Origin of the sequence: Streptomyces sp. NPDC048196, from assembly GCF_040652715.1 — a bacterium.
GTDB lineage: Bacteria > Actinomycetota > Actinomycetes > Streptomycetales > Streptomycetaceae > Streptomyces > Streptomyces siderophoricus.
Genome location: NZ_JBEZMM010000004.1, coordinates 276625 through 297187, shown reverse-complemented (window position 1 = coordinate 297187; position 20563 = coordinate 276625). Strand labels below are relative to the sequence as shown.

The following is a 20563-nucleotide window of genomic DNA, read 5'->3' as shown; positions in this document are numbered from 1 at the left end:
CCGTGTCCATCGGCAACTCCCCCGAAGCTGACCGGCCTTCCGTCGGTCGCGCCCTCCAGCAGGCCCGTGTCGCCGCGGGACTGACCGTCGAAGAGGTCAGTACGACGACACGGGTGCGCATCCCCATCGTGCAGGCGATCGAGCAGGACGACTTCTCGCGCTGCGGCGGTGACGTCTACGCCCGGGGGCACATCAGAGCGCTCGCCCGCGCCGTCTCGCTCGACCCCGGCCCGCTGATCGCGCACTTCGACGCCGAGCACGGCGGTCGGCCGACGCCGACCGATCTGGCCGCCCCGATCTACGAGGCGGACCGGATCCGCTCCGAGCCGCGCCGGCCGAACTGGACGGCGGCGATGGTCGCGGCGATCGTCGCGGTGGTCGGTTTCGCCGGCTTCACGCTCTTCACCGGCGGCGACAAGAGCGACAACAGTCCGATCGCGTCCGATTCGCACGCCAAGCCCGCGCCGGCGCCCACCCGCCACCCCTCGACGATCAAGCCGCCGCTGCCGGAGCCGTCCGACAGTGCGGTCGCCGGGCTGCCGAAGGACAAGGTGACGATCAAGGTCACTGCCAAGGACGGCCAGAGCTGGGTCTCCGCCAAGGACGCCAACGGCAAGCTGCTGGAGGACAGCCTGCTCAAGCAGGGCGAGTCCAAGACGATCACCGACAAGAAGCGGATCGACCTGGTCCTCGGCAATGCGCCGGTCGTACAGCTGTACGTCAACGGCAAAGAGGTCAAGGAGATCGGTGAGAAGGGGCCCGTCGAGCGGCTCAGCTACACGCCGGGGGACCCCCAGGCGGGCTGAGCGCCGCACTCCGGACCGCGTCCGCCGCCCGGCGCGGGGCCCCTGGGCCGCGGCGGCGGAGACCTGCGCGAAGGGGGTGTCCGGGACGAAGTAGGCTGAGCCCTATGCCCGAACGCCGTACCGTCGCCCTTGTCACCCTTGGCTGCGCCCGTAACGAGGTGGACTCGGAGGAGCTCGCAGGCCGCCTGGCGGCGGACGGCTGGGAGCTGGTCGAGGAAGCCGCCGATGCCGATGTCGCCGTCGTCAACACCTGTGGATTCGTCGAGGCCGCCAAGAAGGACTCCGTCGATGCCCTGCTGGAAGCCAACGATCTGAAGACCGCGGCCCGTGAGGGCGGCGGCAGAACCCAGGCCGTGGTCGCCGTCGGCTGCATGGCCGAGCGCTACGGCAAGGAGCTCGCCGAGGCGCTGCCCGAGGCCGACGGCGTGCTCGGTTTCGACGACTACGCCGACATCTCCGACCGGCTGCAGACCATCCTGAGCGGCGGCGTCCACGCCTCGCACACCCCGCGCGACCGCCGCAAGCTGCTGCCGATCAGCCCGGCCGAGCGACAGGGCTCCGCCGGGGTCGCGCTGCCCGGCCACGCCCAGGCCGAGGCGCCGGCCGCCCCGCCCGAGGACCTGCCGGAGGGCATCGCGCCCGCCTCCGGGCCGCGCGCCCCGCTGCGCCGCCGCCTCGGCAGCAGCCCGGTGGCCTCGGTGAAGCTGGCCTCCGGCTGCGACCGGCGCTGCACGTTCTGCGCCATCCCGTCCTTCCGCGGCTCGTTCATCTCCCGCCGGCCCTCCGATGTGCTCGGCGAGACCCGCTGGCTGGCCGAGCAGGGCGTCAAGGAGATCATGCTGGTCTCCGAGAACAACACCTCCTACGGCAAGGACCTCGGCGACATCCGCCTGCTGGAGACGCTGCTGCCCGAGCTGGCGGCCGTCGACGGCATCGAGCGGATCCGGGTCAGTTATCTGCAGCCGGCCGAAATGCGACCGGGTCTGATCGACGTCCTGACCGGGACCGACAAGGTCGCGCCCTACTTCGATCTTTCCTTCCAGCACTCGGCGCCCGGTGTGCTGCGGGCGATGCGGCGCTTCGGCGACACCGACCGCTTCCTGGAGCTGCTCGCGCAGATCCGTACGAAGGCGCCGCAGGCCGGTGTCCGGTCCAACTTCATCGTGGGCTTCCCCGGGGAGAGCGAGGGCGACCTGGCAGAGCTGGAGCGCTTCCTCACCGAGGCCCGGCTCGACGCCATCGGCGTCTTCGGCTACTCCGACGAGGACGGCACCGAGGCCGCGTCGTACGAGAACAAGCTCGACCCGGACGAGGTCGCTGAGCGGCTGGCGCGGGTGTCGCGGCTGGCCGAGGAGCTCGGCGCGCAGCGCGCCGAGGAGCGGATCGGCGAGACGGTGCGGGTGCTGGTCGACCGTGACGACGAGGAGGACGGTCTCGTCGGGCGGGCCGCGCACCAGGCGCCGGAGACCGACGGCGTGACCCTGCTCTCGACCGGCCAGGAGCTGGCGCCCGGTCGTATGGTCGAAGCAAAGGTGGTGGCGAGCGAGGGCGTGGACCTGGTGGCGGAGGTGCTGTCGGTGGACGGCACGTCGTGTACCGAGGAGGCGGCCAGATGACCGGAGTCCCGGCTTCCGCAGCGGGTGGCCCGCGCACGTCGCCGGCCGTCCGGCAGGCCGGGCTGTGGAACATCGCCAACGTCCTGACGATGCTGCGGCTGGTGCTGGTCCCCGCCTTCGTGCTGCTGCTGATGCACGACAACGGGACCGATCGGGCCTGGCGTGCCTTCGCCTGGGCCGCCTTCGCGATCGCCATGATCACCGATGTCTTCGACGGACATCTGGCGCGCACGTACAACCTGGTCACCGACTTCGGCAAGATCGCCGACCCGATCGCGGACAAGGCGATCATGGGCGCGGCGCTGATCTGCCTGTCGGTGCTCGGTGATCTGCCCTGGTGGGTGACGGGCGTGATCCTCTTCCGGGAGCTCGGCATCACGCTGATGCGCTTCTGGGTGATCAAGCATGGTGTGATTCCGGCCAGCCGTGGCGGCAAGATCAAGACATTGGCGCAGGGCACCGCGGTCGGGATGTACGTCCTGGTCCTGACCGGGCCGCTGGCGACCTTCCGCTGGTGGGTGATGGCGGCGGCCGTGGTGCTGACGGTCGCGACCGGACTCGACTACGTCCGGCAGGCCGTCGTGCTGCGCCGGGCCGGGCTGGCGCGGGAGCGGGCCGCCCGGGCCGAACAGGACACCGTCCGGTGACCGGGCCGGGTTCTGCCGCGGCCGGGGCGCTGGAGCTGCTCGCCGGGCGGGGACAGAGCCTGGCCGTGGCGGAGTCGCTGACCGGCGGCCTGGTGGCCGGCACGCTGACCGCGGTCCCCGGGGCCTCGCGGGTGCTGCGCGGCTCGATCACCGCGTACGCAACCGACCTCAAGCGGGACGTACTGGGCGTCGACGGCGCCCTGCTGGCCGCGCGCGGAGCCGTGGACGGCGAGGTCGCCCGGCAGATGGCGGCCGGTGTGCGCAGGGTGCTGGGTGCCGACTGGGGCATCGCCACGACGGGCGTCGCCGGACCCGATCCGCAGGACGGGCAGCCGGTGGGCACCGTTTTCGTCGCGGTGCAGGGACCGGACGGTGCCGGCGAGGTGCGCCGGCTGGCGTTCACGGGGGATCGTGACCGGATCCGCCGGGACACCATTGACGCGGTGCTCGCACTGTTGTTGAGCGAACTGACAGAAAATGCGCGGGCACAGGATACGGAACAACACGGGGGGAATGGATGTTTGCAGCCCTGAGTGAACACGTACTTGCGCCCGGCACGGCCGCGGCCCGAGGCGGTACGGTGGGGCGAGAAGGATCCGGATCCGAGGTCCGAGGAGGGAGCCAGCGATGATTCTGCTTCGTCGCCTGCTGGGTGACGTTCTGCGCCGACAGCGTCAGCGCCAGGGCCGAACCCTGCGCGAGGTCTCGTCCTCCGCCCGGGTGTCGCTCGGCTATTTGTCCGAGGTCGAGAGGGGGCAGAAGGAGGCTTCCTCCGAGCTGCTCTCGGCGATCTGTGACGCGCTGGACGTGCGCATGTCCGAGCTGATGCGGGAGGTCAGCGACGAGCTGGCGCTCGCCGAGCTGGCCGCGTCCGCGGCCGCGAGCGATGCGGTGCCGGCACCGGTGCGGCCGAAGCTCAATTCGGTGTCCGTCACGTCCCTGGCCGGCGTCCCGGAGGAGCGCGTGACGATCAAGTCCCCGGCCGACGTCGTGGATGTCGTCGCGGCCTGACACACCTGTTCACAGGCGTTCCGGAGCCCCGGCGGGCAGCAGCCCGCCGGGGCTCCGTGCTGTCCGGGGAGGCCCGGCGGATCACCCGGCCCGCTCAGAAAGCTCGATTCATTTGTACGATGGCTAAATCGGACAAATGGTCCGAATTGCTGTCGGGATCGCCCCTGGGACGCGCCCACCTGGATCGATCACCCGGACCGGTCGGCCGCATCGGTCACCCGGACCGGTCATCCGGACCGTGCGCGGCTCGATCGGGTCCGGTCGGGCTCGATCCCCGTTTGAACAGGAGTATCTGGATGTCTGTCGTCAAGAGCACGCTGTCCGACGAAGCCCGCGGCATCGTGGGGACCGCCCTGCAGGGCGCCCTCGTCGACCTGGTGGACCTCTCCCTCGTCGCCAAGCAGGTCCACTGGAACGTCGTCGGCCCGCGGTTCCGCTCCGTGCACCTCCAGCTGGACGAGGTGGTCGCCAGCGCACGGACGCATATGGACACGGTGGCCGAGCGGGCGGCCGCGATCGGGGTGTCCCCGGACGGCCGGGCCGCCACCGTCGCCAAGACCAGCGGCATCAACGAGGTGCAGGACGGCTGGATCAAGGACGGCGACGTGGTGCGGGCCATGGTCAACGCCCTGGGCGCGGTCATCGGGCGGATGCGCGAGCGGATCATCGCCACCGACGAGCCGGACCCGGTCACCCAGGACATCCTGATCGGCCTGACCGCCGACCTGGAGAAGCACCACTGGATGTTCCAGGCGGAGGCCCACTGACGGTGCCCGTGGTGGTTCCGCGCGCCGCAAACGCGCCGGTGCGCTCTCCCCGCCGACGGCGGGCCCGTCTAGCGTCGGCCGGAGGAGGCAGCCATGGCGTGGCGTGGAACCGCGGCCCGCGGACCGGCCGGCCGGCTCCCGGAGGGTGAGCCGGCCGGCCGTCGTCCGTGGGCCGTCCCGGGGCGCCGGATATCCGCGACCCTCGTCGGGGGGCTGTGGTGGTGCGCCGTGCTCCGGCTGGCGTTCTGGCCGCAGACGGCGGGCCTGGTCGAGGGCGCCGTGGCGCTCGGCGGCTGGGGCCTGAGCCTGCTGCCGGTGCACTGCGTGCCGTGGACGGGCCGGAACGAGTCCCGGCGCCGGCGGGCCGTGCTCCGGCGGGCCCGGATGGCGTTCACCACGGCATGGCGACGCCGCCGTTGGGGCGGAGGATCTGGCCGGTCGTGAAGGACGAGGCGTCCGACGCGAGGTACAGCACGGCGTGCGCGACCTCCACCGGCTCTCCCACCCGCCCCAGCGGTGACATCCGGATCATCGGCGCCTCCGCCCGCCGCTGCGCCTCCTCGGTGGGGCGGTCGGTCATCGGGGTGCGGATCCAGCCCGGCGCGACGGCGTTGACGCGGATGCCGTGCCGGCCGACCTCGGTGGCCAGCGTCCTGGTCAGTTGCACGACGGCGGCCTTCGCGGCCCCGTAGGAGAGCAGGCCGGGTGCGCCGGTGTCGATCGCACCGGAGGCCATGGTCACGAGGGAGCCGCGGGTGCCGGTGGCGATCATCGCCCGGGCGGCCTCCTGGCAGCCGTACAGCACCCCCTTGAAGTTGGTGTTCCACACCCGGTCCAGGTCCTCGTCCGCGGTTTCCAGGACGGGGGCGGAGTGCATGATTCCGGCGATGTTCGCCAGCACGTCGAGCCGGCCGGAGGCCGAGCGGGCCGCATCGACGACGGCGGCGACCTCGGCCCGGCGGGTGACGTCGACGCGGTGGGCGTGCGCGGTGCCGCCGGCTGCGGTGAGTGCCGCGGCGGTCGCCTGCGCGCCCCGTTCGTCGAGGTCCGCGCAGTGCACCGTGGCACCGGCCGCGGCGAGGAGCGCCGCGGTGGCACGGCCGATACCGTTCGCCGCGCCGGTCACGATCGCGGTGCGGCCCGTGAGGTCGTACGCGGGCAGGGGCATGTCGGGAGGGTAGGCCCGAGCTGACGGGTCGTCAATTGTCTGTGTCGGGCTGGCAGCGAGGGCACCAGTAGGTGACGCGTTCCTCGGCCGCGGGGTCCTGGTCGGCGGAGCGGACCGGTGTACCGCAGCGCAGGCAGGGGCGGCCGGCCCGGCCGTAGACCCACAGCCGGCGGTCCGGGCGGGCGCTGGGCGTGGTGGTACGCGCCGGGCGCCGCTTGTTCGCCTCCAGCAGCTTCTTGGCGAGCGCCGGCGCCCGCTCCGGCGCCGGCAGCTCGCCCACGGGCAGCCAGGGCGAGGCGCGCAGCAGGAAGCACAGCTCCGACTTGAAGACGTTGCCGATGCCGGCCAGATTGCGCTGGTCGAGCAGGGCCTCGCCGAGCGGCCGCCGCGGGGCGTCGAGCAGCCGGCGCAGCGCCTCCGTGGCATCCCAGTCGGGGCCCAGCAGATCGGGCCCCAGATGACCGACGACCCGCCCTTCCTCGGCCGTCGGCAGCAGATCGAGGACCGGGAGACGGTAGCCGACCGCGGTGCGCTCCGCCGTGCCGAGGATCGCCCGGATCTGATGGGCCGGCCCGCCGCGCCAGCGCTCGGCGGGACCGTAGATCTGCCAGGCCCCGTCCATCCGCAGATGGGAGTGGAGGGTGAGGCCGCCCTCGAAACGGGTCAGCAGATGCTTGCCGCGGGAGACCACCGCCTGCACCTCGCGGCCGGTCAGGTCCACCGTCGCGAGCTTGGGCACCCGCAGGTCGCAGCGGGTCAGCGGCCGGCGGGCGAGCGCTTCGTGCAGCCGCTGCGCCAGCCGCCAGACGGTGTCACCTTCGGGCATGCCCCCATCATGCCGGTCCGCCGGCGCCGTCAGCCGCGCAGCCGCAGCCCCCGCGGCGTCGGGTGGAAGCCCGCGGACTCCAGGACGGCGGCGAACGGGGAGGTGAGGGCCGCGGTGCCGTTGATGCGCTCGGTGGTGATCGTGCCCAGCGCGCCTGCCCGGGCGGCGTCGGTGAGCGCCTCCACCGCGGTCCGCAGCCGGGGGTCCGTCGCGGCCCCGGCCGGGTCCTGGCCCAGCGGCCACATCAGCAGGGTCTTGCCGCCGCGCTCCATGTAGAGCGTCAGCTCACCGTCGACCAGGACCACCATGGAGCCCGCCTTCCGGCCGGGCTTGTGGGTCGAGCCCTCGGGCGGATCGGGCCAGGACAGGGCGGCGCCGTAGGCATTGGCCGGATCGGCGGCGGCCAGCACCACGGCCCGCTGCGGACCCCCGCGCCGCTGCGGACCGCCGTCCGGCAGCGCCTCGTCGACGGTGCGCTCCCGCTGGGTGTTCACCGCGCGCAGCCGGTCCACCGCACCGTCCATCGCGAACTGGGCGGCGCCCAGCCCCTCGACGACATAGCCGCGGCGGGCCTGGCCGGACTCCTCGAACGCGGCCAGGACGCGGTACGCCGCGGAGAAACCGCCCTCGACCCCTTCGGCCGCGACCGCCCCGCGGGTGACGATGCCGTGCCGGTCCAGGAGCGTACGGGCCAGGGCGTGCGCGCGGTGGGTGGGGTCCGGCTCGGGAGCGGGGAGCAGCGACCAGCGGCCGCCGACGGTCGGCGGGCCTGACCGCGACGCCGTGGGCCGGCCGCCATGGCCCGCGGCCATGGCCAGCGAGCCGTACCGCCCGCGGGGGACGGCGCGCCGGGCGCGGTGCGCCGTCGAACCGGCCGTACGCCCCGAGCCGAGCAGCGCCCGCAGCGGGGCGAGGGTGTCATTGGTCAGCCGGCCCGACCAGGCCAGGTCCCAGAGCGCGTCGGCCAGTTGGGGATCGGTCACCTCGGGGTGGGTGGTCGCCCGGACCTGGTCGGCGAGCTGACGGAAGAACAGGCCGTACCCGGGGGCGAGCGCGGCCAGCAGCGACTCATGGAGGGCGGTCAGCTCCAGCGGGAGCGGCGGTGGCAACAGCAGCGGAGCCGTGTCGGCGAGATGCAGCGAGAGCCAGCCGTCCTTGCCGGGCAGCGCACCGGCACCGGCCCACAACACCTCACCGGTCGCGGTCAGTTCGTCCAGCATGGCCGGGGTGTACCCACCGACGCGGGACGGCAGCACCAGCTTCTCCAGGGCCGAGGCCGGCACCGGCGCGCCCTGCAGCTGTTCGACGGCGCGCACCAGCCCGTCGATGCCGCGCAGGCTGTGCGACGCTCCGCCGGACGGCGCCGGCGGGCCGCTCACCGGGGCCGGGCGCGGCGCGGCGACATGCTGCCACTGGGGCAGGAACGCGGCGAGCGCCGCCGGCGGCACCGGCTCCAGCTCCTCGCGCAGCGCGGCCAGCGAACGGCGGCGCAGTCTGCGCAGCACCTGGGCGTCGCACCACTCCTGGCCGATGCCCGCCGGATGGAACTCGCCCTGGACGACGCGGCCGGCGGCGGCGAGGCGGTGCAGCGCGCCGTCCGTGACCGCGGTGCCCAGCCCGAAGCGGGCGGCCGCCTGCTCGGACGTGAACGGGCCGTGCGTACGGGCGAAGCGGGACAGCAGATCGCCCAGCGGATCCTTGACCGGTTCCGTGAACGACTCCGGGACGCCGACCGGCAGCGCCGTGCCGAGGGCGTCCCGCAGCCGGCCGGCGTCCTCGACCGCGGCCCAGTGGTCGGCGCCGGCGATCCGCACCGAGATGGCCCGCCGGGCGGCGGCCAGCTCCCGCGGCCAGGCCGGATCCGCGCCGCGCTCGACCAGCTCGGCGTCGGTCAGCGGCCCCAGCAGCCGCAGGACGTCGGCCACCCCCTCCGCGTCCTTGACCCGGCGGTCCTCCGAAAGCCACTGCAGCTCGCGCTCCAGCTCGGCCAGCACCTCGGCGTCCAGCAGCTCGCGCAGCTCGGCCTGGCCCAGCAGCTCGGCGAGCAGCCGCGAGTCCAGCGACAGCGCGGCGGCCCGCCGCTCGGCGAGCGGGGAGTCGCCCTCGTACAGGAACTGGGCGACGTAGCCGAACAGCAGCGAGCGGGCGAACGGGGACGGCTCGGGGGTCGTGACCTCCACCAGGCGGACCCGGCGGGCTTCGAGGTCGCCCATCAGCTCCGTCAGACCGGGCACGTCGAAGACGTCCTGGAGGCATTCGCGGACGGCCTCCAGCACGATCGGGAACGACCCGAACTCGCTGGCCACCTGGAGCAGTTGGGCCGCGCGCTGCCGCTGCTGCCACAGCGGGGTGCGCTTGCCGGGGTTGCGGCGCGGCAGCAGCAGGGCGCGGGCGGCGCACTCGCGGAACCGGGAGGCGAACAGCGCCGAGCCGCCCACCTGGTCCGTGACCAGCTGATCGACGTCGCCCGGATCGAAGGCGACATCGGCGGCCCCCACCGGGGACTGCTCCGGGTCGTACTCCGCGCCGCGCGCACCCAGCCCCGGGTCGCCGGCCGCGCCGAACCCGCCGTCCCCGTCGAGGAGGTCGAGGCCCATCAGGTCGGCGTCCGGCAGACGCAGCACGATGCCGTCGTCGGCGTGCATCACCTGGGCGTCCAGGCCGTAGCGCTCGGCCAGCCGGGAGCCGAGGGCCAGCGCCCACGGGGCGTGCACCTGCGCGCCGAACGGGGAGTGGATGACCACCCGCCAGTCGCCGAGCTCGTCGCGGAACCGCTCGACGACGATCGTGCGGTCATCGGGGACATGACCGCAGGCCTGCCGCTGCTCGGCGAGATAGCCCAGCACATTGGAGACCGCCCAGTCGTCCAACCCGGCCGCGGCCAGCCGGCTCCGCGCCTCCTCCGGGTCGGCGGCCCCGATCTCCCTGAGGAACGCGCCCAGCGCCCGCCCCAGCTCCAGGGGGCGGCCCAGCTGGTCGCCCTTCCAGAACGGCAGCCGGCCGGGCACTCCGGGGGCGGGCGTGACCAGCACCCGGTCCCGGGTGATGTCCTCGATCCGCCAGGACGTCGTACCGAGCGTGAAGACGTCGCCGACCCGGGATTCGTAGACCATCTCCTCGTCGAGCTCGCCCACCCGTCGCCCACCACCACCCCGAGTGGAGGCGCTGCGCGCCGCAGTGTCCGATGGGCGCCCGCCGCCCCCCTTGCCGGAGTCGCCGCCCGCCAGGAACACGCCGAACAGGCCGCGGTCCGGGATCGTGCCGCCCGACGTCACGGCCAGCCGCTGGGCCCCGGGCCGCCCGGTGACCGTCTGGGCGACCCGGTCCCACACCAGGCGCGGCCGCAGCTCGGCGAACGCGTCCGAGGGATAGCGGCCGGCGAGCATGTCCAGCACGGACCGGAACGCCGACTCCGGCAACGCGGCGAACGGCGCCGCCCGCCGGACGACGGCCAGCAGCTCCTCCACGTCCCAGGTGTCCATCGCCGCCATCGCCACGACCTGCTGGGCGAGCACGTCCAGCGGATTGGCGGGCACCCGCAGCGCCTCGATGGCGCCGGTCCGCATCCGCTCCGTCACCACGGCCGCCTGCACCAGATCGCCGCGGTACTTCGGGAACACGATGCCCGTCGACACCGCCCCGACCTGATGGCCGGCCCGGCCCACCCGCTGCAGACCGGACGCCACCGACGGCGGCGACTCCACCTGCACCACCAGATCGACCGCGCCCATGTCGATGCCCAGCTCCAGACTGGACGTGGCGACCACGGCCGGCAGCCGGCCCGCCTTCAGGTCCTCCTCCACCTGGGCGCGCTGCTCCTTGGACACCGAGCCGTGGTGCGCCCGCGCCAGCAGCGGCGGCGCGCCCTTCGCGGCACCGGCCTCGGCCATCAGCTCCGCGGGGGAGTGGTGCTCGGGCGGCGCCGTCCCGGTCGTCCGCTCGTAGGCGATCTCGTTGAGGCGGTTGCACAGCCGCTCCGCCAGGCGGCGCGAGTTGGCGAAGACGATCGTCGAGCGGTGCGCCTGCACCAGATCGGCGATCCGCTCCTCGACCTGCGGCCAGATGGACGGCTTCTCACCGGTCTCGCCCTCCCGGACCGGGGCGCTGCCCAGCTCGCCCATGTCCTCCACCGGGACGACCACCGACAACTCGAAGCGCTTCCCCGACGGCGGCTGGACGATCTCCACCCGGCGCCGCGGCGACAGATAGCGGGCCACCTCCTCCACCGGGCGCACCGTCGCCGACAGCCCGATCCGGCGCGCCGGACGGTCCAGCAGCTCGTCCAGCCGCTCCAGGGACAGCGCCAGATGCGCCCCGCGCTTCGTGCCGGCGACCGCGTGCACCTCGTCCACGATCACCGTCTCGACGCCCGCCAGCGCCTCCCGCGCCGAGGACGTCAGCATCAGGAACAGCGACTCGGGCGTCGTGATGAGGATGTCCGGCGGGCGGTTGGCGATCGCCCGGCGCTCCGCCGGGGGCGTGTCCCCGGAACGGATCCCGACCCGGATGTCCGGCTCCGGCAGGCCCAGCCGGACGGACTCCTGCCGGATGCCCGTCAGGGGGCTGCGCAGATTGCGCTCCACGTCGACGGCCAGCGCCTTCAGCGGCGACACGTACAGCACACGGCAGCGCTTCCTGGGCTCCGCGGGCGGCGGTGTGGACGCCAGCGCGTCCAGCGACGCCAGGAACGCGGCGAGCGTCTTGCCGGAGCCCGTCGGCGCGACCACCAGGACGTCCGAGCCCGCGCCGATCGCCTGCCAGGCGCCCTCCTGCGCGGCGGTGGGCGCGCGGAACGCCCCGGCGAACCATTCGCGGGTCGCCGGCGAGAACGAGTCGAGCGCTGCCTTGGCCATGTTCCCCATCGTGCACCGGACCACTGACAACGCGGCCCCACCGGTCGCCGGCGGACCGCCCCGCCCGCCGTCCACGCCTCGGACCCCCAGGTCACGGGCGTGCGATCCGGACGCAGAATGGAGACATGATCACGGTCAGCGGCGACGACGCGACCGCGGACGGCGCACCCGGCGCCGACGCCACACCGCGGGCGCGCGGGGAATGGGCCCGGCACTGGCGCTACCCCGGCCTGCCCGGCCTCGACCTGCTGCGCGCCCGCTACGTACGGCACGCCTTCCCCCGCCACGCCCACGACGGCTACGTCGTCTGCGCGGTCACCTCCGGCATCGAGGAGGTCGGCCTCCAGAAGGGCACCGTCCGGGCCGGCCACGGCGGCATCATCATGATCAACCCCGAGGTCGCCCACACCGCGCGGGCCGGCGCCCCCGAAGGCTGGACCTACGCCACCCTCTACCCGTCGTCCGACATCGTCGCCGAGATAGCCGACGAGACCACCGCCCTGCGCGGCACCGCCGGCTTCACCGAAACCGTCGCCGAGGACCCCCGGCTCGCCCGCATGATCACCGACGTCCACCGGGCCGCCGAGGCGGGCAACGCGCTCGCCGCCGACAGCCTGCTGCGCCTCACCGTCGCCCGGCTGCTGCGCAGCTACGGAGGCCCCCTCCCGGCACGCACCCCGCGCAGCGCGGGCGCGCGCACCGCGGTCCGCGCCCGTGCCGTACTGGAGGACCGGATGGCCGACCCGCCCACCCTGGAACAGCTGGCACACGATCTCGGCACCAGCCCGTTCGCCCTGCTGCGGGCCTTCAAGGCCGCCTACGGAATGCCCCCGCACACCTGGCTCACCGACGCCCGGGTCCGCCGGGCCCGCACCCTCCTGGAGGCCGGCCACCCGCCCGCCGACACCGCCGTCGCGGTCGGCTTCACCGACCAGCCGCACCTGAACCGCCACTTCACCCGGATCGTCGGGGTACCGCCCGGCGCGTACCGCAAAGAACGCGCCCTCTGAGCCGCCCGCGCCCGGCAGGAGGCGCAAGAACGTACAAGACCACCGGGAACGCCCCCGCCTAAGGTCCCGGACGTGGCAGAACAGACAGACATACGCCCCACCGGAGAGGCCGCGCCGCCGGAACCGGCACGGCCCGCCAAACCCGACTCCGCCGTCATCCGGGACGCCCTCGGCGTCGGCATCGCCGTCGGCCTCTCCGGGTTCGCCTTCGGCGTGACCTCGGCCGGCGCCGGCCTCACCCTGCTCCAGACCTGCGCACTGAGCCTGCTCGTGTTCACCGGCGCCTCACAGTTCGCCCTGGTCGGCGCACTCGCCGCGGGCGGCAACCCGCTCACCGCCGCCGCCGGGGCCTTCTTCCTCGGCGTGCGCAACGCCTTCTACGGACTGCGGCTCTCCGCCGTCCTCGGCCACCGGGCGGCGGTCCGGCCCTTCGCCGCCCACTGGGTCATCGACGAAACCACCGCCGTCACCCTGGCCCAGCCGGACCGCCGCAGCGCCCGGCTCGGCTTCACCGTCACCGGCCTGAGCCTCTACGCCCTGTGGAACCTCACCACCTTCATCGGCGCCCTCGGGGCCGAGGCGCTCGGCGACACCGACGCCTGGGGCCTGGACGCGGCCAGCCCCGCGGTCTTCCTGGCACTGCTCGCACCGATGCTGCGGAGCACCGTCGAGCGGGTGGCGGCCGGCCTCGCCGTCGTCCTGGTCATGACCACACTGCCGCTGCTGCCCACCGGGGTACCGGTCCTGCTCTCGGCGCTCGCCGCCCCCGCCGTCCTCGTCGTACAGGGCCGCCGCGCACGGACGAAGGGCGCCGACGACGACACGACACACCCGGGCGACGCGCAGGGCCGCCCCGCCACCGAGGAGAAGCGGGCATGAACGTCTGGATCGCCATCGCCGCCACCGCCGTCGGCTGCTACCTGGTCAAGTACCTCGGCCTGTCGGCGCCCGCCGGCGTCCTGGAACGCCCGCTCGTCAAGCGGCTGGCCGCGCTGCTCCCGGTGGCCCTGCTGGCCGCGCTCACCGCACAGCAGACCTTCAGCGACGGCCACCACCTGATGCTCGACGCCAAGGCCGCAGGCGTGGCCGCCGCGGCCGTCGCGCTCGCCCTGCGCGCGCCGTTCCTGCTGGTCGTCGGCGTCGCCGTGGCCGTCACGGCAGGCGTACGGGCACTGGGCGGCTGACGCCCCGGGCCGGCGGACGCGCCCTTCGCCCGGGCGGCGGGCGCACACAGCAGCGGGCGGCCCCCGGGGGAGGGGCCACCCGCATGCTCACCCAAGAGGTCCGGGCCCGGCAGGGACGACCGGCCCGCACCGGTCGCTCAGTCCAGCTGCCGGCCGTACGCCCGCAAGGTCCGCAGCGCCTTCAGCGTCACCATCGGGCGGCTCTCCAGCGCCGTCCCCGGCGCCCAGACCCGCCAGTTCACCGGCCAGCCGCCGTCCTCCTCCTGGAGCGCCAGGAGGTGGTCCAGGGCCCGGTCCATCTCCTCGTCGGAGAACCAGCCACGGGCCAGGGAACCGGGTGACGGCGCATAGTCGTACGCGAAGTGGTGCTCCCCGGGCGCGTACCCCGGCGCCACCGGGACATCGGCCGCCCGCCCCGGATCCAGCAGCACCAGGCCCTCCTCCCTGACCAGCCGCCCCAGCCGCTCGGCCGCCGCGGCGGCCCGCGGCCGGTCCGGCGCACCGTCCAGGAACGCCAGCGCCGCCTCCACCTCGTACGGATGGGTGCCCTTCAGCGACTCCACCGCCGCCCAGCAGTAGTCCGTGGCCCGGAAGAGCCAGGCGTGCCACACCTCGTTGCGGTGCAGCGTGCCCACCACCGGGCCGGTCGCCAGGAGCGCGCTCGGCGGATCGTCGACCACCGGGATCCACGGGGCGGCCGGGTAACCACGCTGGGAGGGGTGCAGCGCGGGCAGCGCTCCCTCGGGAGTCGAGATCTTCGTCAGATAGCGGCAGATCCGCTCCACCTGACGGCCGTCACAGCGCCCGATCAGATCCAGGATCTTCAAGGCGTGCGCGGTGTGCAGCGGCTGGCTCACGGGCCCGCGCAGATCGGGCTGCAGGGCGTGGCCGAAGCCGTCGTCGTCGTTGCGGTACGCGGCGAGCGCGGTCTCCACCGGGTCCGCACCGCCGCCGAGGAAGTCGTACTCGAAGAGCCGCTGTTCGAGCACCCGGGCGGTCAGCCAGATGAATCGCTCCGCACGCGCCAGGGGAGTCGAAGGAGGTCTTACGTTTTCGGCCATGGCCCGACCGTAGGGGCGAAACCCTCCGGCGGCACCGGCTCGGGCATCCCTGCCAGCCCAGGGCGGGATACTGGAGGCATGCGGTTGACGGTCTTCTGGCAGCGGATGGCGGATCATTTCGGCGCGACGTACGCCGACTCCTTCGCGCGCGACTACGTGATGTCCGATCTCGGCGGCCGGACCGTCCACGAGGCGCTCAACGCCGGGTGGAGCGCCAAAGAGGTGTGGCGGGTGGTCTGCGCCGTCATGGACGTGCCGCCCGAGAAGCGCTGAAGCGGCTGTACCCGAACACGGCCGGAGCAGTCGGCGCGGTGCGCGACACTTGGCTTCGTGCCTGTGTCTGATGAGATCACCAGCAACGACGTCCCCCGCTCCGAGGACCGGCCGGACGCCCGGTCCGACGCCCGGATGCCGCGCTGGCTGCCGCGCGCCATGGTGCTCGCGCTCGCGCTCGTGGCCTGCTTCCAGCTCGCCACCTGGGGATTCCACCAGCTCATCTCGCTGCTGCTGAACGTGCTGATCGCGTTCTTCCTGGCGCTCGCCGTCGAACCGGCCGTCTCCTGGATGGCGGCCCGCGGTATGCGGCGCGGCCTCGCCACCGGCCTGGTCTTCCTCAGCGCCCTCGTCGCCGCGGCCGGCTTCTTCGCGCTGCTGGGCTCGATGCTCGCCGGCCAGATAGCCACCATGGTCGAGGAATTCCCGCAGTACCTCGACTCCGTCATCAGCTGGATCAACAGCACCCTGCACACCCACCTCTCCCGGGTCGAGGTGCAGAACAACCTGCTCCGGTCCGACTGGCTGCAGAAGTACGTCCAGGACAGCGCCAACAACGTCCTCGCCGTCTCCGCGACCGTGCTGGGCAGCCTGTTCAACCTCCTGACCGTCGCCCTCTTCTCGTTCTACTTCGCCGCCGACGGCCCCCGGCTGCGCCGCGCGCTGTGCTCCGTCCTCCCGCCCCGCCGCCAGGAGGAGGTGCTGCGCGCCTGGGAGATCGCCGTCGCCAAGACCGGCGGGTACCTCTACTCGCGCGGCCTGATGGCCCTCATCTCCGGCCTTGCGCACTACGTCCTGCTGGAGCTGATGGGCGTGCCGTACGCCCCGGCGCTGGGCATGTGGGTGGGCCTGGTCTCCCAGTTCATCCCGACCATCGGCACGTACCTCGCGGGCGCGCTGCCGATCCTGATCGCCTTCACCGTCGACCCCTGGCACGCCCTGTGGGTCTTCGGCTTCGTCGTGATCTACCAGCAGTTCGAGAACTACCTCCTCCAGCCGCGGATCACCGCCAAGACGGTGGACATCCATCCCGCCGTCGCCTTCGGATCGGTCGTCGCCGGCACGGCCCTCATGGGCGCGGTGGGCGCACTGATCGCCATCCCGGCCACGGCCACCCTGCAGGCGTTCCTCGGCGCGTACGTCAAGCGCTACGCCGTGCCCGACGACCTTCGGGTCCACGGCAAGGCCCGCCGCCGACGCGCCGCCGACCTCCTCGCCCGCGTGCGGCACGCCGCCGAGCGCAACGAGGAACGGCCCGACGGGATGGAGCCGGCGGGCCAGGACAAGGACTCGGCCGACGGGGACGCCGCCGCACAACAGGGCACGCCCGACGCGGGCTGACATCGCGGACCGCGGGCACATGGCGGGGCGTGGCGCTTGACACAAAAATCGAACAGCTATTCTCATGGGAGATCCGGCCCGTGATTCCGGGGTTTTCGCGAAGTTATCCACAGGCCGGAGCCGGGTCCGGGCGCATTGTCAGTGGCAGGCGTTAGCGTCATGGACGTGAAGCGATCGACTCAAGCAAATCGGGTGGAACCCATGGCAGGCACTGACCGCGAGAAGGCGCTGGACGCCGCGCTCGCACAGATTGAACGGCAATTCGGCAAGGGCGCAGTGATGCGCATGGGGGAGCGGTCGAAGGAGCCCATCGAGGTCATCCCCACCGGATCCACCGCCCTCGACGTCGCCTTGGGCGTCGGCGGCCTCCCCCGAGGCCGCGTCATCGAGGTCTACGGCCCGGAATCCTCCGGTAAGACGACCCTGACCCTCCACGCGGTCGCGAACGCCCAGCGGGCCGGCGGCTCCGTCGCGTTCATCGACGCCGAGCACGCGCTCGACCCCGAGTACGCCAAGAAGCTCGGTGTGGACACCGACGCCCTGATCCTCTCCCAGCCGGACAACGGCGAGCAGGCCCTGGAGATCACGGACATGCTGGTCCGCTCCGGTGCGCTCGACCTCATCGTGATCGACTCCGTCGCCGCCCTGGTGCCGCGGGCCGAGATCGAGGGCGAGATGGGCGACTCCCACGTCGGCCTCCAGGCCCGGCTGATGAGCCAGGCCCTGCGCAAGATCACCAGCGCGCTCAACCAGTCCAAGACCACGGCGATCTTCATCAACCAGCTCCGCGAGAAGATCGGCGTGATGTTCGGCTCGCCGGAGACCACGACCGGTGGCCGGGCCCTGAAGTTCTACGCCTCGGTCCGCCTGGACATCCGCCGCATCGAAACCCTCAAGGACGGCACCGAAGCCGTGGGCAACCGCACCCGCGTCAAGGTCGTCAAGAACAAGGTCTCGCCACCCTTCAAGCAGGCCGAGTTCGACATCCTCTACGGCCAGGGCATCAGCCGCGAGGGCGGCCTGATCGACATGGGCGTGGAGCACGGCTTCATCCGCAAGTCCGGCGCCTGGTACACGTACGAGGGCGACCAGCTCGGACAGGGCAAGGAGAACGCCCGCAACTTCCTCAAGGACAACCCCGATCTCGCCAACGAGATCGAGAAGAAGATCAAGGAGAAGCTCGGCATCGGCGTCAAGCCGCAGGACCCGACGGCGGAGCCCGGCGCGGACGCCGCGGGCGCGGCGACCGACGCGGCCCCGGCGGCTCCGGCCGCGGCGACGAAGAGCGCCAAGGGTTCCAAGGCCGCCGCGGCCAAGAGCTAGCCCGCCATGACACGGCGAACGGAATGGCCGGGCAGCGCGGAGGGGATCCACAGCGCTGCCGGTGACGCCGAGACCCGTAGCGGCCGCAGGGGCGGCCGCGGCCGTGAGAACGGCGGTGGTTCCGCTCTCGCCTCCGGCGAGGGCGAACCCGCCTCGTCGAGGGCCGAGGCGGGACCACCGCGTACGCCCGAGGAGCAGGCGCGGGCCATCTGCCTGCGCCTGCTCACCGGGAGTCCGCGTACCCGTAAACAGCTCGGCGATGCCTTGCGCCGGCGTGGCATCCCCGATGAGGCCGCGCAGGACGTGCTGTCCCGCTTCGAGGACGTCGGACTGATCAACGACGCGGCCTTCGCCGACGCCTGGGTGGAGTCCCGCCATCACGGGCGCGGCCTGGCCCGGCGGGCCCTGGCCCGGGAGCTGCGTACGAAGGGCGTGGACTCCGCACTGATCGATGAGGCGGTCGGCCGCCTCGATTCCGAGCAGGAGGAGTCCACCGCCCGCGAACTGGTCGACCGCAAGCTGCGCACGACCAGGGGCCTGGACCGCGAGAAACGCCTGCGCCGCCTGGCGGGCATGCTGGCCCGCAAGGGCTACCCGGAGGGCCTGGCCCTCCGCGTGGTGAGACAGGCCCTGGAGGAAGAGGGCGAGGACCCTGACCTCCTGGAGGAGCATCTGCGGGAAGACTGATCGGGGCTGGACCGGGCCGGGCCGAGCCGGAGCCGACCGAGCCGGAGCCGACCGGGCTGGGCCGGGCCGGAGCGGACTGGGCTGGGCCGGAGTGGAGCGGGCCGGAGCCGACCGAGCCGGAGCGGACCGGGCTGGGCCGGAGTGGAGCGGGCCGGGCCGCCGGAGCGGGCCGAGCCGGGGCGGAGCGGGCCGGTGTGGGGCGACGTGGAGCGGACCTGAGCGAGGCCTACTCCTGGCCTGACCTTGAGTGTCATGACCTTGCGTATCACGACCTGGAGTGTCGTGGCCTGGAGTGTCGTGACCCTGAGGTGAGGTGGGGTTCGGGGACGGTTGGGCTTCGGATGTGATCAGCGCTGAGGGATGGCCGTGGGATCTGGCACCGCCACCGCCACCGCCAGCGACCTGCGTCGGTCACGCCTGCGTGCGGAAGTGGGGGAGGGGGAGCGGGGTGGGTGGGGGCGGGGCGGGGCCCCCGGGGAGAGGAAGGCCCGCATCCCCCACCCCCTCATGAAGCGCCCCCTACCGAAGCCCCGCTCTCACCTGCCCCGCATCACGGCTCGTGCGGCCCTCATCCTCCACCTCATCTCGGGTTTTCATCCTCCATCTCATCTCGCGTTCTCGCCCTCGACCGGCAGGCCGGCTGCGCGCCAGGCTTGGAAGCCGCCGGTGAGGTCGGTGGCTCGGTGGAGGCCGAGGTGGCGGAGGGAGAGGGCGGCGAGGCTGGAGGCGTAGCCCTCGTTGCAGATCACCACGACGGGCAGATCGTGGTGGGTCGCTTCCGGGGCCCGGTGTGCGCCGGTGGGGTCCAGGCGCCACTCCAGCTCGTTGCGTTCCACGATCAGGGCACCGGGGATGGTGCCGTCGCGGTCGCGTAGTTCGGCGTAACGGATGTCGACGAGCAAGCCGCCCGCCCGCTGGACGGCGGCCGCCTCCTCCGGGTCGATCCGTCGGCCCAATTGGCGGCGGGCATCGGCGAGAAGGGCGTCGATGGCGCTCATGTCCACTCCTCCGGGCGCTCGACCTCTTCCAGGCGCAGTACCTGGCCGGTGCGGCTATAGCGGCGCATCAGCGGCAGCGGTGGGTAGTAGGCGTGCACGGAGACCGCGTGGGTGTCCGGCGAGGTGTTGAGGACCTGGTGGACGTGGTGCGGGCCGAAGGCCCGGCCGCGGCCGTCGCCGAGTGTGCGTTTCCGGTCGACGCCGTCGGCGAGTTCCAGGGTTTTCCAGCCCTCGGTGGGCAGTTGGGCGGCGAGCGACTGCTCCGTCAGCTCGCCCGTCGCCGTGGCGAACGCACCGTGTGAGCCGCCGTGGTCGTGCCAGCCGGTGCCGGTGCCGGGCGGCCAGCCGATCAGCCAGGCCTCGCTGCCGCCCGGCCCGTCCAGCCGGATCCACGTCCGGCCTTCCGGGTCGAGCGGCAGCGAGGCGATGAGTGCCGGGTCCGCGGCGGTACGGCGGACGAAGTCGAGGAGGGCGGAGGCGCTGGGTCCGCTGTCCTTGTCGGCGATGTAGTTGGTGGGGGTGTCATCGCCGGGGGTGTGCGGGCGCGCGGAGGTACGTACGTCGGGCACGGAAACCGTCCTGAGTGATCGCGAAGAGGCGCGGCTGCCGGACAGGGGCAGGCGGCCGCGCGGGGGAGAAAATGCGGATCAACAGGACGGACGACACATGCAGCCCGCATAGCGGACCAGGTCCAGATGGACCCTCCGCCAGAATCGCGAGCTGTGGTCAGTCATTCTCGGAGTGAAGCACGCTGGTTCGGAATGGGTCAACCGCACGAGTCAACTGCAGGAGTCAACTGACGAGTCGACTGCGCAAGTCACATGGCTGAGTCGGCTGGGCAGACCAGCTGGATAGACCAGCTGGACAGGCCAATTGGACGGGTCGACTGATCGGGTCCACTGGTGGGGTCGACTGGCGGGGGGAACCGGGAGATCGGGGTGGCTCCCTGCGTCGGTGCTCAGTCCGTGGCTCCCTCGGGCGCCCGCTCAGGT

Annotated in this window: 21 protein-coding genes; 14 read left to right on the top strand and 7 right to left on the bottom strand. The window is 73.1% G+C overall.

Annotated features, from left to right (window positions below; all coding sequences use genetic code 11):
• Nucleotides 1-2 precede the first annotated feature (2 nt).
• The 7 genes from AB0E02_RS08040 to AB0E02_RS08010 all read left to right on the top strand — a co-directional run bounded on the left by AB0E02_RS08040 (nt 3) and on the right by AB0E02_RS08010 (nt 5291).
• Complete coding sequence (locus AB0E02_RS08040) at nt 3-806, top strand: RodZ domain-containing protein (protein WP_362137144.1); 804 nt, start codon at nt 3-5, stop codon at nt 804-806.
• 104 nt (nt 807-910) lie between these two features.
• Complete coding sequence (gene rimO / locus AB0E02_RS08035; RefSeq protein WP_362137143.1) at nt 911-2422, top strand: 30S ribosomal protein S12 methylthiotransferase RimO; 1512 nt, start codon at nt 911-913, stop codon at nt 2420-2422.
• Nucleotides 2419-3069 (top strand): CDP-diacylglycerol--glycerol-3-phosphate 3-phosphatidyltransferase, encoded by a 651-nt coding sequence (gene pgsA / locus AB0E02_RS08030; RefSeq protein ID WP_362137142.1) that lies wholly within the window; start codon nt 2419-2421, stop codon nt 3067-3069. The genes rimO and pgsA overlap by 4 nt, the downstream gene beginning before the upstream one ends.
• The gene (locus AB0E02_RS08025) at nt 3066-3602 is read left to right on the top strand and encodes a CinA family protein (RefSeq protein WP_030415588.1); all 537 of its coding nucleotides are present in this window, start codon (nt 3066-3068) and stop codon (nt 3600-3602) included. Before pgsA ends, AB0E02_RS08025 begins: the two co-directional genes overlap by 4 nt.
• A 94-nt stretch (nt 3603-3696) precedes the next feature.
• Entirely contained in the window at nt 3697-4080 is a 384-nt protein-coding gene (locus AB0E02_RS08020) for a helix-turn-helix transcriptional regulator (RefSeq protein WP_362137141.1), read from the top strand.
• A gap of 296 nt (nt 4081-4376) precedes the next feature.
• Complete coding sequence (locus tag AB0E02_RS08015; RefSeq protein WP_030415590.1) at nt 4377-4847, top strand: DNA starvation/stationary phase protection protein; 471 nt, start codon at nt 4377-4379, stop codon at nt 4845-4847.
• 93 nt (nt 4848-4940) lie between these two features.
• Nucleotides 4941-5291 (top strand): hypothetical protein, encoded by a 351-nt coding sequence (locus tag AB0E02_RS08010; RefSeq protein WP_362137140.1) that lies wholly within the window; start codon nt 4941-4943, stop codon nt 5289-5291.
• Here the strand turns inward: AB0E02_RS08010 and AB0E02_RS08005 are convergent.
• From AB0E02_RS08005 to AB0E02_RS07995, 3 genes are read right to left on the bottom strand one after another with little or no spacing between them, the layout of a single operon-like run.
• Complete coding sequence (locus AB0E02_RS08005; RefSeq protein WP_362137139.1) at nt 5239-6015, bottom strand: SDR family NAD(P)-dependent oxidoreductase; 777 nt, start codon at nt 6013-6015, stop codon at nt 5239-5241. The two genes, AB0E02_RS08010 and AB0E02_RS08005, sit on opposite strands and share 53 nt — an antisense overlap.
• A gap of 31 nt (nt 6016-6046) precedes the next feature.
• Nucleotides 6047-6841, bottom strand: a complete 795-nt coding sequence (locus AB0E02_RS08000) for a DNA-formamidopyrimidine glycosylase family protein (protein WP_362137138.1) — start codon at nt 6839-6841, stop codon at nt 6047-6049.
• 29 nt (nt 6842-6870) lie between these two features.
• Nucleotides 6871-11694 carry a DEAD/DEAH box helicase gene (locus AB0E02_RS07995; RefSeq protein ID WP_362137137.1) on the bottom strand — a complete coding sequence of 1608 codons (4824 nt, stop codon included), beginning with the start codon at nt 11692-11694 and terminating at the stop codon, nt 6871-6873.
• A 125-nt stretch (nt 11695-11819) separates the two neighbouring features.
• On the opposite strand from AB0E02_RS07995, the gene AB0E02_RS07990 reads away from it, so the two are divergent.
• From AB0E02_RS07990 to AB0E02_RS07980, 3 genes are all read left to right on the top strand, one after another.
• The gene (locus tag AB0E02_RS07990; protein WP_362137136.1) at nt 11820-12704 is read left to right on the top strand and encodes an AraC family transcriptional regulator; all 885 of its coding nucleotides are present in this window, start codon (nt 11820-11822) and stop codon (nt 12702-12704) included.
• Nucleotides 12705-12794: 90 nt separating this feature from the next.
• Nucleotides 12795-13583 carry an AzlC family ABC transporter permease gene (locus tag AB0E02_RS07985; RefSeq protein WP_362137169.1) on the top strand — a complete coding sequence of 263 codons (789 nt, stop codon included), beginning with the start codon at nt 12795-12797 and terminating at the stop codon, nt 13581-13583.
• On the top strand, nt 13580-13888 hold the full coding sequence (locus tag AB0E02_RS07980) for an AzlD domain-containing protein (RefSeq protein ID WP_030809438.1): 309 nt from the start codon (nt 13580-13582) through the stop codon (nt 13886-13888). The genes AB0E02_RS07985 and AB0E02_RS07980 overlap by 4 nt, the downstream gene beginning before the upstream one ends.
• A gap of 137 nt (nt 13889-14025) precedes the next feature.
• Here the strand turns inward: AB0E02_RS07980 and AB0E02_RS07975 are convergent, their stop codons facing one another.
• Nucleotides 14026-14949: a hypothetical protein gene (locus AB0E02_RS07975; RefSeq protein ID WP_362137135.1), complete on the bottom strand. Its 924-nt coding sequence runs from the start codon at nt 14947-14949 to the stop codon at nt 14026-14028.
• 78 nt (nt 14950-15027) lie between these two features.
• On the opposite strand from AB0E02_RS07975, the gene AB0E02_RS07970 reads away from it, so the two are divergent.
• From AB0E02_RS07970 to recX, 4 genes are all read left to right on the top strand, one after another.
• Complete coding sequence (locus AB0E02_RS07970) at nt 15028-15222, top strand: DUF3046 domain-containing protein (RefSeq protein ID WP_362137134.1); 195 nt, start codon at nt 15028-15030, stop codon at nt 15220-15222.
• 135 nt (nt 15223-15357) lie between these two features.
• Nucleotides 15358-16563 (top strand): AI-2E family transporter, encoded by a 1206-nt coding sequence (locus tag AB0E02_RS07965; RefSeq protein WP_362137168.1) that lies wholly within the window; start codon nt 15358-15360, stop codon nt 16561-16563.
• A gap of 201 nt (nt 16564-16764) precedes the next feature.
• On the top strand, nt 16765-17886 hold the full coding sequence (gene recA, locus AB0E02_RS07960) for a recombinase RecA (protein WP_362137132.1): 1122 nt from the start codon (nt 16765-16767) through the stop codon (nt 17884-17886).
• Nucleotides 17887-17892: 6 nt separating this feature from the next.
• Nucleotides 17893-18573 (top strand): recombination regulator RecX, encoded by a 681-nt coding sequence (recX, locus tag AB0E02_RS07955; RefSeq protein ID WP_362137131.1) that lies wholly within the window; start codon nt 17893-17895, stop codon nt 18571-18573.
• Nucleotides 18574-19178: 605 nt separating this feature from the next.
• Here the strand turns inward: recX and AB0E02_RS07950 are convergent.
• The 3 genes from AB0E02_RS07950 to AB0E02_RS07940 form a co-directional block, all read right to left on the bottom strand.
• Nucleotides 19179-19571 carry a rhodanese-like domain-containing protein gene (locus AB0E02_RS07950; RefSeq protein WP_362137130.1) on the bottom strand — a complete coding sequence of 131 codons (393 nt, stop codon included), beginning with the start codon at nt 19569-19571 and terminating at the stop codon, nt 19179-19181.
• Nucleotides 19568-20077 carry a cysteine dioxygenase gene (locus AB0E02_RS07945; RefSeq protein WP_362137167.1) on the bottom strand — a complete coding sequence of 170 codons (510 nt, stop codon included), beginning with the start codon at nt 20075-20077 and terminating at the stop codon, nt 19568-19570. The genes AB0E02_RS07950 and AB0E02_RS07945 overlap by 4 nt, the downstream gene beginning before the upstream one ends.
• A 141-nt stretch (nt 20078-20218) precedes the next feature.
• Nucleotides 20219-20305 (bottom strand): putative leader peptide, encoded by an 87-nt coding sequence (locus tag AB0E02_RS07940; RefSeq protein ID WP_311044721.1) that lies wholly within the window; start codon nt 20303-20305, stop codon nt 20219-20221.
• Between the last annotated feature and the right edge of the window lie 258 nt (nt 20306-20563).

Excerpts from the sequence above, each read along its gene's own strand:
- AB0E02_RS08010 (WP_362137140.1), top strand. The coding sequence starts at position 4,941 with ATGGCGTGGCGTGGAACCGCGGCCCGCGGACCGGCCGGCCGGCTCCCG.
- AB0E02_RS07975 (WP_362137135.1), bottom strand. The coding sequence starts at position 14,949 with ATGGCCGAAAACGTAAGACCTCCTTCGACTCCCCTGGCGCGTGCGGAG.
- AB0E02_RS07990 (WP_362137136.1), top strand. The coding sequence starts at position 11,820 with ATGATCACGGTCAGCGGCGACGACGCGACCGCGGACGGCGCACCCGGC.
- AB0E02_RS07980 (WP_030809438.1), top strand. The coding sequence starts at position 13,580 with ATGAACGTCTGGATCGCCATCGCCGCCACCGCCGTCGGCTGCTACCTG.
- AB0E02_RS08005 (WP_362137139.1), bottom strand. The coding sequence starts at position 6,015 with ATGCCCCTGCCCGCGTACGACCTCACGGGCCGCACCGCGATCGTGACC.
- AB0E02_RS07970 (WP_362137134.1), top strand. The coding sequence starts at position 15,028 with ATGCGGTTGACGGTCTTCTGGCAGCGGATGGCGGATCATTTCGGCGCG.
- AB0E02_RS07965 (WP_362137168.1), top strand. The coding sequence starts at position 15,358 with ATGCCGCGCTGGCTGCCGCGCGCCATGGTGCTCGCGCTCGCGCTCGTG.
- AB0E02_RS08015 (WP_030415590.1), top strand. The coding sequence starts at position 4,377 with ATGTCTGTCGTCAAGAGCACGCTGTCCGACGAAGCCCGCGGCATCGTG.
- pgsA (WP_362137142.1), top strand. The coding sequence starts at position 2,419 with ATGACCGGAGTCCCGGCTTCCGCAGCGGGTGGCCCGCGCACGTCGCCG.
- recX (WP_362137131.1), top strand. The coding sequence starts at position 17,893 with ATGACACGGCGAACGGAATGGCCGGGCAGCGCGGAGGGGATCCACAGC.
- AB0E02_RS07995 (WP_362137137.1), bottom strand. The coding sequence starts at position 11,694 with ATGGCCAAGGCAGCGCTCGACTCGTTCTCGCCGGCGACCCGCGAATGG.
- recA (WP_362137132.1), top strand. The coding sequence starts at position 16,765 with ATGGCAGGCACTGACCGCGAGAAGGCGCTGGACGCCGCGCTCGCACAG.
- AB0E02_RS08000 (WP_362137138.1), bottom strand. The coding sequence starts at position 6,841 with ATGCCCGAAGGTGACACCGTCTGGCGGCTGGCGCAGCGGCTGCACGAA.
- rimO (WP_362137143.1), top strand. The coding sequence starts at position 911 with ATGCCCGAACGCCGTACCGTCGCCCTTGTCACCCTTGGCTGCGCCCGT.
- AB0E02_RS07940 (WP_311044721.1), bottom strand. The coding sequence starts at position 20,305 with ATGACTGACCACAGCTCGCGATTCTGGCGGAGGGTCCATCTGGACCTG.
- AB0E02_RS07950 (WP_362137130.1), bottom strand. The coding sequence starts at position 19,571 with ATGAGCGCCATCGACGCCCTTCTCGCCGATGCCCGCCGCCAATTGGGC.
- AB0E02_RS08020 (WP_362137141.1), top strand. The coding sequence starts at position 3,697 with ATGATTCTGCTTCGTCGCCTGCTGGGTGACGTTCTGCGCCGACAGCGT.